Consider the following 14,814-nt stretch of genomic DNA (forward strand, 5'->3'; position numbering starts at 1 on the left):
ATCGAGGACTTAACCTAATTTCTAATGATGTCACACCTGTTATCTAGTTTTGAGAGAACACTCTCAATTGTTTGGTGGCGATAGCGAAGAGGTCACACCCGTTCCCATGCCGAACACGGAAGTTAAGTTCTTCAGCGCCGATGGTAGTCGGGGGTTTCCCCCTGTGAGAGTAGGACGCCGCCAAGCAAGGGTAAAACCCAGCTCTTTGAGCTGGGTTTTTTGTTTGTCCATGTACAAGTGAAATCGAAACTATACAAACACCGACAGCTTATATAGCCCATATACTGATCTCAAGATTCCAAAAGATCTAAATAATGTATACAATATCAGGTTTCAGGAAAGGCTAATTGTACGGAGGTGGGGACGATGGACGAAACGGTTAAACACCATCAAACATGTATAATATGCGAACAAGAGAAAAGCAGAGGGATTCATCTTTATACAAAATTCATATGCTTAGATTGTGAGAGAAAAGTAATTTCTACAGCAACTTCCGATCCTGACTATGCCTTTTATGTCAAGAAACTAAAGAGCATTCATACACCGCCATTATACTCTTAGACCTGAGAAGGTCTTTTTTTGTACCATTTTTCACTTTATATCAAGGCAATGGATACGATAAAAGAACATGAAACTTGTTTAGGGACTGAACGTAGTAGATAATAATGTTAAATATGAAATACTCACAGGAGTCGATGATGTTGATGCATAGAATTCTTCAATTTTTGATATGGAGTTTCACAAGCAGTGCGACTTTTGTTTTCATAGGGTTATTGAGTTTTTTTGGTTTTAACCAAACACTTTTTTTATCTTTTGTATATGGCGTCTCATCAGCAGCTCTCGTATACACAGCGGGTTTGTGGAATTCTAGGCGGTTATTTCTTAAAAGACATGAACTGACGGGAAGAGAATATGCGTACATTAAGAAAAATCTTGAGGAAGCAAGACAAAAAATAATCCGTCTTAGAAAAGCCTTATTTCAAGCGAAAAATATCCAGATGTTTAAGCAAAATGCAGAGATGCTAAAACTTGTGAGAAGGATCTATATGTTAACCAAAAAAGAGCCAAAACGGTTTTATCGGGCTGAGCGTTTCTTTTATCAGACTCTAGATTCTGTTGTGGAACTGACGGAGAAATATGCTTTTCTTTCTTCTCATCCGAAAAAAAACAAAGAACTTTCGATGTCGTTGAGTGAAGCACGTATCACACTTGCTGAATTGACGAAGCGTTTAGAAGAAGATTTAACTCAATTAATGGGCGACGAAATTGGTGAACTGCAATTTGAATTAGATGCAGCGAAGCATTCTTTGAAAAAATAGTGGAAGGGAGCAAGGACGGTGAATAAAGATCGAAGTGACCTTCAAATAGACGGAGTGTTGGCAGACCCTTTTGGAGATATCAAAATACCAAAGGGGGAGGCTGTTGAATCAGAGAAGCAGCCAGTGCGTCTTGTCGATGTTCTGCCCGAAGAAAACAAAGAAAAAGCATACCAGTTGGCTCAACAAATTGATCATAACAACATGAACAGTATTGTCTTGTACGGCTCACAAGCCCAGTCTAAGCTGCTGAATTTTTCTCATACGATGATTGATCATGTTCAAAAGAAGGACGTCGGCGAAATCGGTGAAATCCTTGGTGAACTGATGAAAAAGCTGGAACAAGTAAACCCAGATGAACTGCAGACTAAGAAAAAAGGTTTCTTGGCACGCATGTTTGGGAAAGTGTCTCATTCTCTTCAGGAGGTTCTGTCAAAGTATCAAAAGACCAGTGTGCAGATAGACAGAATCAGTTTAAAACTCGAGCATTCAAAACATGCATTAATCAGTGATAATAAGCTGTTAGAGCAGTTATATGATAAAAACAAAGAATATTTTTCTGCACTGAATGTTTATATTGCTGCTGGTGAATTGAAGCTGGATGAATTAAGAACGAAAACAATTCCTGAACTGAAACGACAGGCCGAATCAAGCGAACATAATCAAATGGCCGTTCAAGAAGTAAACGATTTGATCCAGTTTGCTGACCGATTGGATAAAAGGGTGCATGACTTGCTATTGAGCAGGCAAATTACTATACAAAGCGCTCCGCAAATCAGGTTAATTCAAAATACCAATCAGGCATTAGCTGAAAAAATCCAGTCATCCATTGTAACCGCAATCCCGCTCTGGAAGAACCAAGTAGCGATTGCATTGACACTTTTACGGCAGCGAAACGCTGTGGATGCACAGCAAAAAGTATCCGATACAACCAATGAACTTTTGCTAAAAAACGCGGAGCTTTTAAAAACCAATACGATTGAAACAGTGAAAGCAAATGAACGAGGGCTTGTTGATATTGATACCTTAAAGAAGGTACAGGAAAGCTTAATCAGTACGCTTGAAGAAACGCTGACGATTCAAGAAGAAGGGCGGATCAAACGCCGACAGGCTGAAGAAGAGCTCATGATGATGGAAGGCGATTTGAAGCAAAAGCTGCTCGCGATAAAGGAAAGGTAGTTTACCAGTAAGACTTAGCTTTAAGTTCTGTCATAGGAACGATATAATAAAGAGTAAGAATACACATTCAAAAGGATTGTTTTAATGAACACACCTTTATATCATGCACTGATTCAACATGCGAGAAGGAATTCTCATTCATTTCACGTTCCGGGACATCACAATGGAGATGTCTTTTTTGATGAGGCTAAGACCATATACAACCCGCTTCTTGCAATTGATCTGACTGAGCTATCGGGGCTTGATGATTTGCATCATCCTTCAGGAGTAATTAAGGAAGCCCAAGATCTTGTCAGCCAATTGTATGGAGCGGCAGAAAGTTTTTTTCTTGTAAACGGCACGACTGTCGGCAACTTAGCGATGATTTTATCAGTTTGTGATCCTGGAGATACGATCCTGATCCAAAGAAACTGCCATAAATCTGTCTTTCATGCTGTTGATTTGGCTGGAGCTGAGCCGGTTTATCTCGCACCTGACATTGATGAATTCATGCATGTGCCTACGCATGTTCCGCTTGATACGATAAAAGAAGCTCTAAAGGCATATCCAGATGCGAAGGGACTGTTGCTGACCAATCCGACTTATTATGGACATAGCGCGGATTTGACTGAAATCATTTCAGAGGCCCATCAATACGGGATTCCTGTGCTGGTGGATGAAGCGCATGGCGCGCACTTTGTTTTAGGGGAGCCTTTTCCGGCTTCAGCGTTGCAAATGGGAGCAGATATTGTTGTCCAGTCGGCGCACAAAACGCTGCCTGCCATGACGATGGGGTCTTATTTGCACCTCAATAGCAACAGGATTGAACGAAACAGGGTGGCGGATTACTTGAATCGTTTACAAAGCAGCAGCCCGTCTTATCCGATAATGGCTTCATTGGATCTTGCCCGCGCTTATGTGCAGCATATGATAGAGGAACATAAGCTTTCTGACGTTCTGCAGCATATTCAATCGATTAAACAAACGTTTGATTCACTTGCAAATGCTGAAACGGTTGAACCGGCCAATCAACGGCTTTCCACTGATCCGCTGAAGCTCACCATTCGTTCCAAATGCGGCCATTCAGGTTTTACACTGCAAAAAATATTAGAGCGTGTCAACATTTTCACAGAGCTTGCCGATGAAAATCAGGTTTTGCTTGTTCTCCCTTTGGGAGGAAAACGGAGAATCGATGCGGAAACAATTAAGAACATTGATCATGAGATCGAAAAGACTCCATCTGATCAGATAAATGTTTCAGCAGAATGGGTAGCACAACCTATTACTGTCTTGCCTTATCAAAGAAAGGTTTTAAACACGTTACAGAAAGAATATGTGAATTTCAATGAAGCGGCAGGCCGGCTGAATGCAGAGGATGTTATACCTTATCCGCCGGGAATTCCGATGATTATGGCAGGCGAAAGAATCACAAGAGAAAGCGTGCAAAAGCTCAGCCGCTTGATCAGCATGAAAACGCATGTTCAAGGGAATATGAAAATCAATGAGAAGCAATTACTTGTTTATATAGAAGAGGAGAAATCATGAGCGGTTTATTTATTACATTTGAAGGTCCTGAAGGCGCGGGAAAAACTACTGTATTACAGGAAATGAAAAAGATACTGACAGCAGAGGGCCTTCAGGTTACAGCAACACGGGAACCAGGCGGCATAGATATCGCAGAACAAATTCGAGAAGTTATTCTAAACGAGAACAACACGTTAATGGATCCAAAAACAGAAGCTCTCTTATATGCAGCTGCAAGACGTCAGCATTTAGTTGAAAAAGTAAAACCTGCTTTAGAGCAGGGGAATATTGTACTTTGTGACAGATTCATTGACAGTTCACTCGCATACCAAGGATATGCAAGAGGCCTTGGGATTGATGAAGTTCTATCGATTAACCAATTCGCCATTGGGGATATGATGCCTCATGTCACAATATATTTTTCAATTGATCCGGAAGAGGGCCTGAAGCGTATTGATGCGAACGGCTCTCGGGAGAAAAACCGGCTCGATCTGGAAAAGTTGAGCTTTCATACAAAAGTTCAGGAAGGTTATCGGGAGCTGATGAAGCGTTTTCCAGAAAGATTCCATTCAGTTGATGCCGCTCAATCGAAAGACCTCGTTGTTCAGGACGTTCAAAAGGTTATCAATGAAGCGTTGAAAAAAATTCAATTGTGACCTGTTTCTCATTAGTTGATATAATAATGTAAACGAGATCATTGTTGTTTCCAATCTAAAGGAGGCCTTTACAGATGAAATTAATAGTGGCAGTTGTACAAGATCAGGACAGCAACCGACTTTTGAAAACTTTAACAGATCACAACTTTAGAGTCACAAAGCTTGCGACGACAGGAGGATTTCTTAAATCAGGCAATACAACGTTTATGATTGGTGTCGAGGATATACGCGTCGATAAAGCATTAAGTCTCATTAAAGAAAACGGACAGAAACGTGATCAGATGATTGCTCCTGTATCTCCAATGGGTGGAAATGCTGATTCATATGTCCCTTATCCAGTCGAAGTTGAAGTTGGCGGAGCGACAGTATTTGTCCTTCCAGTCGATGAATTTCATCAATTTTAAGGATTTGAAACTGTGAAAATCAATAAAGATATACGCACATTTATAGATAATAAACAGCTTCCTTCTATGAAAACAGCTGAGATTTCAGCATCTTTTAAAACATCAATGGAGAACCAAAGCAGCAAATTAAAGTTTGATCAGCTGACAAGGCTGTTAACAGACATAGAAGCATTTGGGAAAAGACTGACGAAATCACGAAATTTTAAAGACTTGGCAAGATTTAAAGGGCTTGTGAAACGTTTTGTCAAAGAAGCTGTTGACAGCGGTCTTTCACATGAAACGTCGAAAAGCTTTGATCTTTACGGAAACAGCAGAACACTGGGACTTGTGAAAGAAATAGACGAGAAATTGATAAAGCTTACAGAAGAGATGATGGATCTGGAAAAACCGGCAATTGATTTGCTGGAGCGTATTGGCGAAATAAAAGGTTTATTGATTAACCTTTACACATAGAGAGTGATACAATGGCAATATCCTGGAAGGAAATGACCGAGCTTCAGCCCAGAGTAATGAAGCTTTTATATAATAGTATTGAGAAGGACAGACTATCACACGCTTATTTATTTGAGGGCAAAAAAGGAACAGGCAAGCTGGAGGCCGCAATGCTTCTTGCGAAAAGCTTTTTTTGTCTGGAAGCCGGAGCAGAGCCTTGTGAGAACTGCAGAAATTGTAAGCGGATTGAGTCGGGGAACCACCCTGATCTACATCTGGTACAGCCTGATGGATTATCGATTAAAAAGGCGCAAATTCAAGCGCTGCAAGAAGAGTTTTCTAAAACAGGGCTTGAATCGCATAAAAAGCTGTACATCATATCACATGCAGATCAAATGACGGCTAATGCGGCAAACAGCCTGCTGAAGTTTTTAGAGGAGCCGAACAGAGACACAATAGCCATCCTTATTACTGAGCAGCCTCAAAGGTTATTGGATACCATCATTTCAAGATGCCAAACCCTTCCTTTTCAGCCTTTGCAGCCCAAAGCAATTGAAGACCGACTGATAGAACAGGAGGTTTCGCTTTATATGGCGAGGCTCCTGGCGAACATGACCAACAATGTAGCAGAAGCAGTCGAATTAAGTCGAAATGATGAGTTTGCAGAGTCTAGAGCGAAAGTGATAAAATTGTATGAAGTCTTACACCAGCGGAAAGGACATGCCTTTTTCTTTATTCAAGATCAATGGATGCCCTTTTTCAAAGAAAAAACCCATCAAGAAATGGGTCTTGATATGCTCTTATTGATATATCGCGATGTGTTGTCCATCCAAATAGGAAATGAAGATAAATTGATTTATCAAGACTTATTCCAATCAATAAAACAGCATGCGCTACAATCAACACAACAAAGCGTTACGAACCAGATACTTGCTGTTTTAGAAGCAAAGAAACGGCTTCATTCAAATGTGAATGTGCAGGGACTAATGGAGCACTTGGTGTTAATGTTGCAGGAGGGATAAGCTTGTACAATGTAATTGGCGTCCGCTTTAAGAAAGCGGGTAAAATATATTATTTCGATCCGAATGGATTTCATATAGAACAAGACAGCTGCGTCATTGTAGAAACTGTCAGAGGCGTTGAGTACGGCCAGGTTGTTGTCGCGAATAAACAGGTGGATGAGCATGATGTTGTGCTTCCGCTTCGTAAAGTGATACGCGTGGCTGACGAGCGCGATCTTCTCATTGTAGAAGAAAATAAACAAGAAGCTTTATCAGCATTTGAAATATGCCAAAAGAAAGTAATAGATCACGGTTTGGATATGAAGCTGGTCGATGTGGAGTTTACGTTCGACCGCAATAAAGTGATTTTTTACTTCACTGCTGACGGCCGAGTAGACTTTAGAGAACTTGTAAAGGATTTAGCCTCCATCTTCAAAACAAGGATTGAGCTTCGCCAGATTGGAGTGAGAGATGAGGCAAAAATGCTCGGAGGAATCGGCCCTTGCGGCAGAATGCTTTGCTGTTCAACATTCCTCGGAGATTTTGAACCTGTGTCTATTAAGATGGCGAAGGATCAGAACTTATCTTTAAATCCAACAAAGATTTCTGGTCTTTGCGGACGTCTGATGTGCTGTCTGAAATACGAAAACGATGAGTATGAGACTGCAAAGGAACAGCTTCCGGATATAGGGGAAATGATTACGACAGCAAACGGGCCTGCGAAAGTCGTCGGGCTGAATATTCTGGAACGGGTGCTTCAGGTGGAACTGATGAACCGTGAAAAAGTGATAGAATATACTTGGGAAGAGCTCTTGGAAGAGGGCGTCGTATCCGCACAAACCACAGATTAACGAGGTGTGGAACCTTGGATAAAAAAGAGTTATTTGATACCGTCATTAACTTAGAAGAACAAATCGGCTCGCTTTACCGGCAGCTGGGGGATTTAAAGCAGCATATCGGTGAGATGATTGAAGAAAATCATCATCTACAGCTTGAAAATAAGCATTTGCGTAAACGGCTGGACGATACGACGCAACAGATTGAAAAGTTTAAAGCTGATAAAAAAGAATCAAAAACACAGAAGACAGAGCAAGCTGATATAGGGGAAGGATATGATAATCTGGCACGTCTGTATCAGGAAGGGTTCCATATCTGTAACGTCCACTATGGAAGCGTCAGAAAAGAAGATTGTCTCTTCTGTCTGTCATTCTTAAATAAAAAATAAGGAAAAAGGCTTCCGCATCAGACGGAAGCCTTTTTCAAAGGTTCTGGAAAGGATAAGAAAATGGTTTCATTACATGACGATGAAAGATTAGACTATTTGCTGGCAGAGGACATGAAGATCATACAAAGTCCAACGGTGTTTGCTTTTTCGTTGGACGCTGTGCTTCTCTCCAAATTTGCTTATGTTCCGATTCAAAAAGGAAAGATTGTTGATTTGTGCACTGGCAACGGCATTGTGCCGCTGCTGCTGAGTACAAGGTCAAAAGCCGAAATTCTTGGAGTTGAAATTCAGGAAAGACTGCATGATATGGCTGTCCGTAGTGTGGCGTATAATGAGCTGCAGGATCAAATTCAAATCATACATGATGATCTGAAAAACATGCCTGAAAAGCTGGGGCATAATAGATATGATGTTGTTACCTGCAACCCGCCTTATTTTAAAACACCGAAACAGGCCGAACAAAATTTGAATGAGCACCTCCGTATCGCAAGACATGAAATTCACTGTACATTGGAAGATGTCATTTCTGTCAGCAGTAAAATGCTAAAGCAAGGCGGAAAGGCAGCGCTCGTTCACCGGCCGGGCCGGCTTCTCGAAATTTTTGAATTGATGAAGGCTTATCAAATTGAGCCGAAACGTGTTCAGTTTGTCTATCCGAAACAAGGGAAGGAAGCCAATACCATTTTGGTTGAAGGCATAAAAGGCGGGCGGCCAGATTTGAAAATACTTCCTCCGCTGTTCGTGTATAACGAACAAAATGAATACACAAAAGAAATCAGGACCATTTTATATGGAGACAAATAACCATTTCTTTTATGTTGTACAGTGCAAAGACAACAGTTGGTATGCAGGGTATACCAACGATCTGCAGAAACGGCTGAAAACTCACAACGATGGAAAGGGCGCAAAGTATACAAAAGCGAGACGCCCGGTTGATTTAATTTTTGCTGAGGCATTTGCAACGAAGCGGGAAGCTATGCAGGCGGAATATTACTTTAAAAAACTGACCCGCAGAAAAAAAGAGCATTATATAGAAGAAAAACGGAACAGCAAGGAGGCTGTATATGTTAAGGCGCCAGATGAGCTTTAATGGTAAGTCGGATATGGGGATTCTTTATTTGGTTCCGACACCTATCGGAAATTTAGAGGATATGACGTTTCGAGCGATCGAAACACTGAAATCAGTGGATGCGATCGCTGCAGAGGATACGAGGCAAACAAAAAAGCTTTGCCATGTATATGAAATTGAAACACCGCTTGTCAGTTATCACGAACACAATAAAGAAAGCAGCGGCCACAAAATCATTGAATGGCTGAAGTCCGGGAAGGACATAGCGCTGGTCAGTGATGCTGGGCTGCCGACAATTTCTGATCCGGGAGCGGAAATCGTCAAGGACTTTACAGAAATGGGCGGTTATGTTGTTCCTCTGCCGGGGGCCAATGCCGCATTAACAGCGCTTATCGCTTCAGGAATTGTACCGCAGCCTTTCTTTTTCTACGGATTTCTCAACAGGCAGAAAAAAGAAAAGAAAAAAGAACTCGATGTCCTCAAAAAACGACAAGAAACGATTATTTTTTATGAAGCACCTCACCGATTGAAGGAAACCTTGTCTGTGATGTTAGAGATATTAGGAGACCGGGACATTGCGGTGACGCGTGAACTTACTAAGAAATATGAAGAGTTTATAAGAGGAACGATATCAGAAGTGATAGACTGGGCAAATGAGGATCAGATCCGTGGAGAGTTTTGTCTTGTGGTCGAGGGCAATAACTCTGAGGAACAAGATGAAGAAACACATTGGTGGGAGAACCTCTCTGCAAAAGAGCATGTCGAGCATTACATCTCAAAGGGAGCAACCTCAAAAGAAGCCATTAAAAAAGCGGCCGTAGATCGTAACGTCCCAAAACGTGAAATGTATGATGCATACCATATTCAGCAATAAAAAAAACGTTCTTGTGTCATAACAAGAACGTTTTTTGTGTAAAAAATGATTATTTAAGGTTTTGAAGCTGGTTTTGGATTTCGCTGATGATTTGCTCAGCGCCTTCTTTGCTTAGTACCAATTTGCCGCCGGCAAGTTTAAGGTTATCGTCAGAAACTTCACCAGTTACTTGGCAAGTCATGTTTGGTTTATATTTTTTAAGGATGATTTTTTCATCATCAACATAAATTTCAAGAGCATCTTTTTCTGCGATTCCAAGAGTACGACGCAATTCGATAGGAATCACTACACGTCCTAATTCATCAACTTTACGTACAATACCAGTAGATTTCATAAACATTCTCCTCCCAAGAGATAATTATTGTTTAAGTTATATTTTTCTTCGTCATTATTCGACAAAATCCTTACCTTCATAGCATAACAAGGTTTCCAATAATCGTCAATCCTTTTGTTTACTATTGATTGTAAGATTTAGTTCTTATAGTCAGTAATGGCTTTGAAACTACCGGATTAACAGCATTTTATAATTTTCTAATAAAGCTATTATCCTATGAAAAATCCTTTTAAATCAAGACTTTCGAACCAAGGTTTTTTATACCGTATGATTATATACGACAAAATTCGACATGAACAGACTTTTTTTATTTTTATTAAAGGTTTTTAATTTTAATTATTCTTTTTAGGGGCATACGTATATATCCTTGATCTTAAAGGCTAAGATGGTATCATAGATAAAGGATAAATATAAAAATAGGTAATCATATATGATTTGCACTTTTCGCCGCTCTCGTCCTTTGGGCGGGAGCTTTTTGACATTCTGATTGGGAGGTTTCAAGATGCCGCAAAAAAACAATACATTTTACATTACAACACCGATTTATTATCCGAGCGGAAAATTACATATCGGCCATGCGTATACAACAGTCGCTGGTGACGCAATGGCTCGCTACAAACGATTAAAAGGCTTTGATGTGCGCTATTTAACGGGAACGGATGAGCATGGGCAGAAGATCCAACAAAAAGCTGAACAGGAAAACATTACGCCTCAAGAGTATGTGGATCGCGCAGCGGCAGATATTCAGAAACTGTGGAAACAGCTTGAAATCTCAAACGATGACTTTATCCGCACAACTGAAAAACGGCATAAAGTTGTCATAGAAAAGGTGTTCCAGAAGCTTCTTGAGAACGGGGACATCTATCTTGATGAATACGAGGGCTGGTACAGTATTCCTGATGAAACATTCTACACGGAAACTCAGCTTGTAGATATTGAACGAAATGAAAAGGGTGAGGTTATTGGCGGGAAAAGCCCTGACAGCGGCCACCCTGTCGAATTGATCAAAGAGGAATCCTATTTCTTCCGTATGGGGAAATATGCTGACCGTCTTTTGAAATTCTATGAAGAAAATCCAACCTTCATTCAGCCGGAGTCACGTAAAAACGAGATGATTAACAACTTCATCAAACCCGGCCTTGAGGATTTAGCTGTTTCACGCACCACATTTGACTGGGGTGTGAAGGTGCCGGAAAATCCAAAACATGTTGTATATGTTTGGATTGACGCACTATTCAACTATTTAACAGCACTCGGTTATGATACAGAAAATGATGAGCTTTATCAAAAATATTGGCCAGCCGATGTTCATTTAGTTGGTAAGGAAATTGTGCGGTTCCATACCATTTATTGGCCGATCATGCTAATGGCTCTGGACCTTCCGCTGCCGAAGCAAGTATTTGCGCATGGCTGGCTTTTGATGAAAGATGGAAAAATGTCGAAATCCAAAGGGAATGTTGTTGATCCAGTCACGCTCATCGAACGCTACGGTTTAGACGAGCTTCGTTATTACCTGCTTCGCGAAGTGCCATTTGGATCTGACGGTGTTTTCACGCCGGAAGGTTTTGTTGAACGAATTAACTATGACTTAGCGAATGATTTAGGTAATCTTTTGAATCGTACTGTTGCCATGATCAATAAATACTTTGACGGGCAAATCGGTTCTTATAAAGGTGCCGTAACGGAATTTGACCAGACGCTTTCTTCCGTGGCTGAGGAAACAGTGAAATCTTATGAAAAAGCAATGGAAAAGATGGAATTCTCGGTCGCTCTTTCAACATTATGGCAGTTGATCAGCCGAACTAATAAATACATTGACGAAACGGCTCCATGGGTTCTTGCCAAAGATCCAGAAAAAGAAAATGAACTGCAGTCGGTTATGTATCACCTTGCTGAATCATTGCGTATTTCAGCCGTACTGCTTCAGCCGTTCCTGACAAAAACACCGGTAAAAATGTTTGAGCAGCTGGGCATCACGGATGATGCTTTAAAAGCCTGGGACAGCATTACAGCTTTCGGTCAGCTTAAAGACACAAAAGTACAAAAAGGCGAGCCTTTATTCCCACGTTTAGAAGCAGAAGAAGAAATTGCGTACATTAAAGGGAAAATGCAGGGCTCAGCTCCAGCTAAAGAAGAGAAAAAAGAAGAAGAGCCGCAAGAGGTCGACCGTTTACCTGAAATTACGATTGATCAGTTCATGAATGTAGAACTTCGTGTGGCAGAGGTTATAGAAGCAGAGCCGGTGAAAAAAGCAGATCGTTTACTGAAACTCCAGCTTGACCTTGGCTTTGAGAAACGCCAAGTCGTTTCCGGTATTGCAAAACATTATAAACCTGAACAGCTTATTGGAACAAAACTCGTATGTGTAACAAATCTAAAACCGGTTAAGCTGAGAGGAGAGCTCTCTCAAGGAATGATCCTTGCAGGAGAAGCAGACGGCGTATTAAAAGTCGTATCCATCGATCAGTCCTTACCGAAGGGCACAAGAATTAAATAATGATAAACAAAAGGTGTTTCACGTGTAACAATTCGTCGAACACCTTTTGTGTTTCGACAAGAAAGGAGTTTTTCATTTATGTTATTTGACACACATGCGCATTTAAATGCAGAACAATACAATACAGATCTAGAAGAGGTTATTGAGCGGGCGAAAGCTGAAAAAGTTGACCGGATTGTAGTCGTCGGTTTTGACCGGCCGACCATTACCCGGGCGATGGAAATGATTGAGGAATATGATTTTATATATGCTGCCATCGGCTGGCACCCAGTTGACGCCATTGACATGACTGAGGAAGATTTGGCTTGGATTAAAGAGCTTTCTGCTCATAAAAAAGTGGTAGCCATAGGTGAAATGGGTCTGGATTATCATTGGGATAAATCTCCTAAAGATGTTCAAAAAGAAGTATTTAGAAAACAAATTGCCCTCGCAAAAGAGGTCAATCTCCCTATTATTATCCACAACCGTGATGCAACAGAGGATGTCGTTACCATTTTGAAAGAGGAAGGCGCAGACGAAGTCGGCGGCATCATGCATTGTTTTACGGGCAGTATTGAAGTGGCAAGAGAATGTATGAAGATGAATTTTTATTTGTCATTTGGCGGTCCTGTCACCTTCAAAAATGCGAAGAAACCAAAGGAAGTTGTAAAGGAAATTCCGAATGATAGGCTGCTGATTGAAACTGACTGTCCGTTTCTTACCCCAACTCCTTTTCGAGGTAAAAGAAATGAGCCAAGCTATGTGAAATATGTGGCAGAACAGATTGCTGAATTAAGAGGAACAACCTTTGAAGAAATTGCATCAATTACGACTGAAAATGCAAAAAGACTTTTCCGTATAAACTGACAAAAAACGCTAGCGGGTTTTGTAAGAGCTTGTCCGTTCCGGGGTTTTTCCATAAATGTTCTACATGCTTTCTTCTCCTCATAGGATAGGTTTGTCGACAAGTCTTTCTTCCGTTTCTCGGTGTGTTTCAGGATAATGAAGAAGACACTGAGCTTTTAGGGGAAGGAGAAGGGAGGGTTGACAGCCTTTTAGATACTCTATATAATCTCTCCGAGGAGAAGGAGGCGTTTTTCATCACACAAAAAATGAAAAAGCTGTTTTCCGTAAAGCTTAGCAAAAGCAAAGTCATTCTGGTTGCTGCTTGTTTGCTGCTGGCGGGAGGCGGGACTGCGTACGCAGCTCATGAGCTGACGAAACAATCAGTCTCAGTTTCTATCAACGGCAAAAAGAAAAATATACGCACACATGCAAAAACAGTCGGTGATCTTTTAGAAGCACTTGATATAAAGACAAGAGATGAAGACAAGATCACACCTGCTAAACAGACACAGATAACAGCAGATATGAATGTTGTGTATGAGGCTGCAAAACCTGTGAAGCTTACTTTAAACGGGAAAGAAAAGACATTATGGTCAACAGCAAAAACGGTCGGTGCATTACTGGACGAACAAGATGTTGATGTAAAAGAACACGATCAGATTGATCCCGCAATAGATACAGAAGTTTCGAAAGACATGAAAATTAACATAGAACCTGCGTTCCAAGTCACTGTGAATGATGCAGGGAAAGAAAAGAAGATCTGGACGACTTCGACTACGGTCGCTGACTTTTTAAAACAGCAAAAGATGAACATAAAAGACGAAGATAAAATCAAGCCTGCGTTAGACGAAAAGCTAACGAAAGGAAAGGCTGATATTACAATAACTCGTATCGAAAAGGTCACCGATGTAGTTGAAGAGAAAATAGCGTTTGATGTGAAAAAACAAGAAGACGCTTCTCTTGAAAAAGGGCAAGAAAAGGTCGTCCAAAAAGGAAAAGAAGGCAAGCTCAAAAAACATTATGAAGTCGTAAAGGAAAACGGCGAAGAAGTTTCCAGAGAGCTTGTAAAAGAAGAAACAGCCGAGCAAAGCAAAGATAAAGTGGTTGCGATCGGCACAAAGCAAAGCAGTCCGAAGATTGAAAAGGTCAGTGCTTCCGGCGATTCAAAACCAGTTGTGTCTCGGAGCAATGAATCAACAGGTAAAGTCATGACAGTATCATCTACAGCTTATACGGCAAGCTGCAGCGGATGTTCAGGACATACGGCTACAGGCGTTAATCTGAAAAATAATCCTAATGCAAAAGTCATCGCAGTAGATCCAAATGTCATTCCGCTAGGCTCAAAAGTCCACGTTGAAGGATATGGATACGCCGTTGCTGCTGATACGGGTTCAGCGATTAAAGGGAATAAAATAGACGTCTTTTTCCCTGAGAAATCATCGGCTTACCGATGGGGAAATAAAACAGTCAAAATTAAAATCTTGAATTAATATATACTT

General features: G+C 40.9%; 17 protein-coding genes and 1 rRNA gene. 17 read left to right on the top strand and 1 reads right to left on the bottom strand.

Annotation, left to right across the window (positions count from 1 at the left end; translation table 11 throughout):
- The first annotated feature begins 70 nt into the window (after nt 1-70).
- The 14 genes from rrf to rsmI all read left to right on the top strand — a co-directional run bounded on the left by rrf (nt 71) and on the right by rsmI (nt 9,659).
- Nucleotides 71-186: ribosomal RNA gene (gene rrf / locus LJF29_RS20045) — 5S ribosomal RNA — on the top strand.
- Nucleotides 187-366: 180 nt separating this feature from the next.
- On the top strand, nt 367-561 hold the full coding sequence (locus LJF29_RS20050; RefSeq protein WP_024123601.1) for a sigma factor G inhibitor Gin: 195 nt from the start codon (nt 367-369) through the stop codon (nt 559-561).
- Between the two features lie 143 nt (nt 562-704).
- Nucleotides 705-1,319 carry a 5-bromo-4-chloroindolyl phosphate hydrolysis family protein gene (locus LJF29_RS20055; RefSeq protein ID WP_229150234.1) on the top strand — a complete coding sequence of 205 codons (615 nt, stop codon included), beginning with the start codon at nt 705-707 and terminating at the stop codon, nt 1,317-1,319.
- Between the two features lie 18 nt (nt 1,320-1,337).
- On the top strand, nt 1,338-2,495 hold the full coding sequence (locus tag LJF29_RS20060; protein ID WP_229150209.1) for a toxic anion resistance protein: 1,158 nt from the start codon (nt 1,338-1,340) through the stop codon (nt 2,493-2,495).
- An 84-nt stretch (nt 2,496-2,579) separates the two neighbouring features.
- Nucleotides 2,580-4,019: an aminotransferase class I/II-fold pyridoxal phosphate-dependent enzyme gene (locus LJF29_RS20065; protein ID WP_229150210.1), complete on the top strand. Its 1,440-nt coding sequence runs from the start codon at nt 2,580-2,582 to the stop codon at nt 4,017-4,019.
- The gene (tmk, locus tag LJF29_RS20070) at nt 4,016-4,654 is read left to right on the top strand and encodes a dTMP kinase (RefSeq protein WP_010332683.1); all 639 of its coding nucleotides are present in this window, start codon (nt 4,016-4,018) and stop codon (nt 4,652-4,654) included. The genes LJF29_RS20065 and tmk overlap by 4 nt, the downstream gene beginning before the upstream one ends.
- A 74-nt stretch (nt 4,655-4,728) precedes the next feature.
- Nucleotides 4,729-5,058 (top strand): cyclic di-AMP receptor DarA, encoded by a 330-nt coding sequence (darA, locus tag LJF29_RS20075; RefSeq protein ID WP_003218295.1) that lies wholly within the window; start codon nt 4,729-4,731, stop codon nt 5,056-5,058.
- Between the two features lie 12 nt (nt 5,059-5,070).
- A complete protein-coding gene (locus tag LJF29_RS20080; RefSeq protein ID WP_010332684.1) occupies nt 5,071-5,511 on the top strand; it encodes a YaaR family protein in 441 nt (146 codons plus the stop codon).
- An 11-nt stretch (nt 5,512-5,522) separates the two neighbouring features.
- The gene (holB, locus tag LJF29_RS20085) at nt 5,523-6,512 is read left to right on the top strand and encodes a DNA polymerase III subunit delta' (RefSeq protein WP_229150211.1); all 990 of its coding nucleotides are present in this window, start codon (nt 5,523-5,525) and stop codon (nt 6,510-6,512) included.
- 2 nt (nt 6,513-6,514) lie between these two features.
- Entirely contained in the window at nt 6,515-7,342 is an 828-nt protein-coding gene (gene ricT, locus LJF29_RS20090) for a competence/sporulation regulator complex protein RicT (RefSeq protein WP_010332686.1), read from the top strand.
- A gap of 14 nt (nt 7,343-7,356) precedes the next feature.
- The gene (gene yabA / locus LJF29_RS20095) at nt 7,357-7,716 is read left to right on the top strand and encodes a replication initiation-control protein YabA (protein ID WP_010332687.1); all 360 of its coding nucleotides are present in this window, start codon (nt 7,357-7,359) and stop codon (nt 7,714-7,716) included.
- A gap of 60 nt (nt 7,717-7,776) precedes the next feature.
- On the top strand, nt 7,777-8,520 hold the full coding sequence (locus LJF29_RS20100) for a tRNA1(Val) (adenine(37)-N6)-methyltransferase (RefSeq protein ID WP_229150212.1): 744 nt from the start codon (nt 7,777-7,779) through the stop codon (nt 8,518-8,520).
- On the top strand, nt 8,507-8,806 hold the full coding sequence (locus LJF29_RS20105; RefSeq protein WP_229150213.1) for a GIY-YIG nuclease family protein: 300 nt from the start codon (nt 8,507-8,509) through the stop codon (nt 8,804-8,806). Before LJF29_RS20100 ends, LJF29_RS20105 begins: the two co-directional genes overlap by 14 nt.
- The gene (rsmI, locus tag LJF29_RS20110; protein ID WP_229150214.1) at nt 8,781-9,659 is read left to right on the top strand and encodes a 16S rRNA (cytidine(1402)-2'-O)-methyltransferase; all 879 of its coding nucleotides are present in this window, start codon (nt 8,781-8,783) and stop codon (nt 9,657-9,659) included. The genes LJF29_RS20105 and rsmI overlap by 26 nt, the downstream gene beginning before the upstream one ends.
- A gap of 49 nt (nt 9,660-9,708) precedes the next feature.
- Here rsmI and abrB read toward each other — a convergent pair whose 3' ends face one another.
- On the bottom strand, nt 9,709-9,999 hold the full coding sequence (gene abrB, locus LJF29_RS20115; RefSeq protein WP_003226760.1) for a transition state genes transcriptional regulator AbrB: 291 nt from the start codon (nt 9,997-9,999) through the stop codon (nt 9,709-9,711).
- A gap of 496 nt (nt 10,000-10,495) precedes the next feature.
- On the opposite strand from abrB, the gene metG reads away from it, so the two are divergent.
- The 3 genes from metG (at nt 10,496) to LJF29_RS20130 (ending at nt 14,805) form a co-directional block, all read left to right on the top strand.
- The gene (gene metG, locus LJF29_RS20120) at nt 10,496-12,490 is read left to right on the top strand and encodes a methionine--tRNA ligase (RefSeq protein WP_229150215.1); all 1,995 of its coding nucleotides are present in this window, start codon (nt 10,496-10,498) and stop codon (nt 12,488-12,490) included.
- Nucleotides 12,491-12,568: 78 nt separating this feature from the next.
- Nucleotides 12,569-13,336, top strand: a complete 768-nt coding sequence (locus tag LJF29_RS20125) for a TatD family hydrolase (protein WP_229150216.1) — start codon at nt 12,569-12,571, stop codon at nt 13,334-13,336.
- 245 nt (nt 13,337-13,581) lie between these two features.
- Nucleotides 13,582-14,805: a G5 and 3D domain-containing protein gene (locus LJF29_RS20130; RefSeq protein WP_229150235.1), complete on the top strand. Its 1,224-nt coding sequence runs from the start codon at nt 13,582-13,584 to the stop codon at nt 14,803-14,805.
- Nucleotides 14,806-14,814: the final 9 nt, after the last annotated feature.

Origin of the sequence: Bacillus sp. LBG-1-113, assembly GCF_020708615.1 — a bacterium.
Lineage (GTDB): Bacteria > Bacillota > Bacilli > Bacillales > Bacillaceae > Bacillus > Bacillus mojavensis.

Bases quoted from the DNA above. Each gene is read 5' to 3' on its own strand.
- LJF29_RS20050 (WP_024123601.1), top strand. From the start codon at position 367: ATGGACGAAACGGTTAAACACCATCAAACATGTATAATATGCGAACAA.
- LJF29_RS20055 (WP_229150234.1), top strand. From the start codon at position 705: ATGCATAGAATTCTTCAATTTTTGATATGGAGTTTCACAAGCAGTGCG.
- LJF29_RS20065 (WP_229150210.1), top strand. From the start codon at position 2,580: ATGAACACACCTTTATATCATGCACTGATTCAACATGCGAGAAGGAAT.
- tmk (WP_010332683.1), top strand. From the start codon at position 4,016: ATGAGCGGTTTATTTATTACATTTGAAGGTCCTGAAGGCGCGGGAAAA.
- darA (WP_003218295.1), top strand. From the start codon at position 4,729: ATGAAATTAATAGTGGCAGTTGTACAAGATCAGGACAGCAACCGACTT.
- holB (WP_229150211.1), top strand. From the start codon at position 5,523: ATGGCAATATCCTGGAAGGAAATGACCGAGCTTCAGCCCAGAGTAATG.
- LJF29_RS20100 (WP_229150212.1), top strand. From the start codon at position 7,777: ATGGTTTCATTACATGACGATGAAAGATTAGACTATTTGCTGGCAGAG.
- LJF29_RS20105 (WP_229150213.1), top strand. From the start codon at position 8,507: ATGGAGACAAATAACCATTTCTTTTATGTTGTACAGTGCAAAGACAAC.
- rsmI (WP_229150214.1), top strand. From the start codon at position 8,781: ATGTTAAGGCGCCAGATGAGCTTTAATGGTAAGTCGGATATGGGGATT.
- abrB (WP_003226760.1), bottom strand. From the start codon at position 9,999: ATGTTTATGAAATCTACTGGTATTGTACGTAAAGTTGATGAATTAGGA.
- metG (WP_229150215.1), top strand. From the start codon at position 10,496: ATGCCGCAAAAAAACAATACATTTTACATTACAACACCGATTTATTAT.
- LJF29_RS20125 (WP_229150216.1), top strand. From the start codon at position 12,569: ATGTTATTTGACACACATGCGCATTTAAATGCAGAACAATACAATACA.
- LJF29_RS20130 (WP_229150235.1), top strand. From the start codon at position 13,582: ATGAAAAAGCTGTTTTCCGTAAAGCTTAGCAAAAGCAAAGTCATTCTG.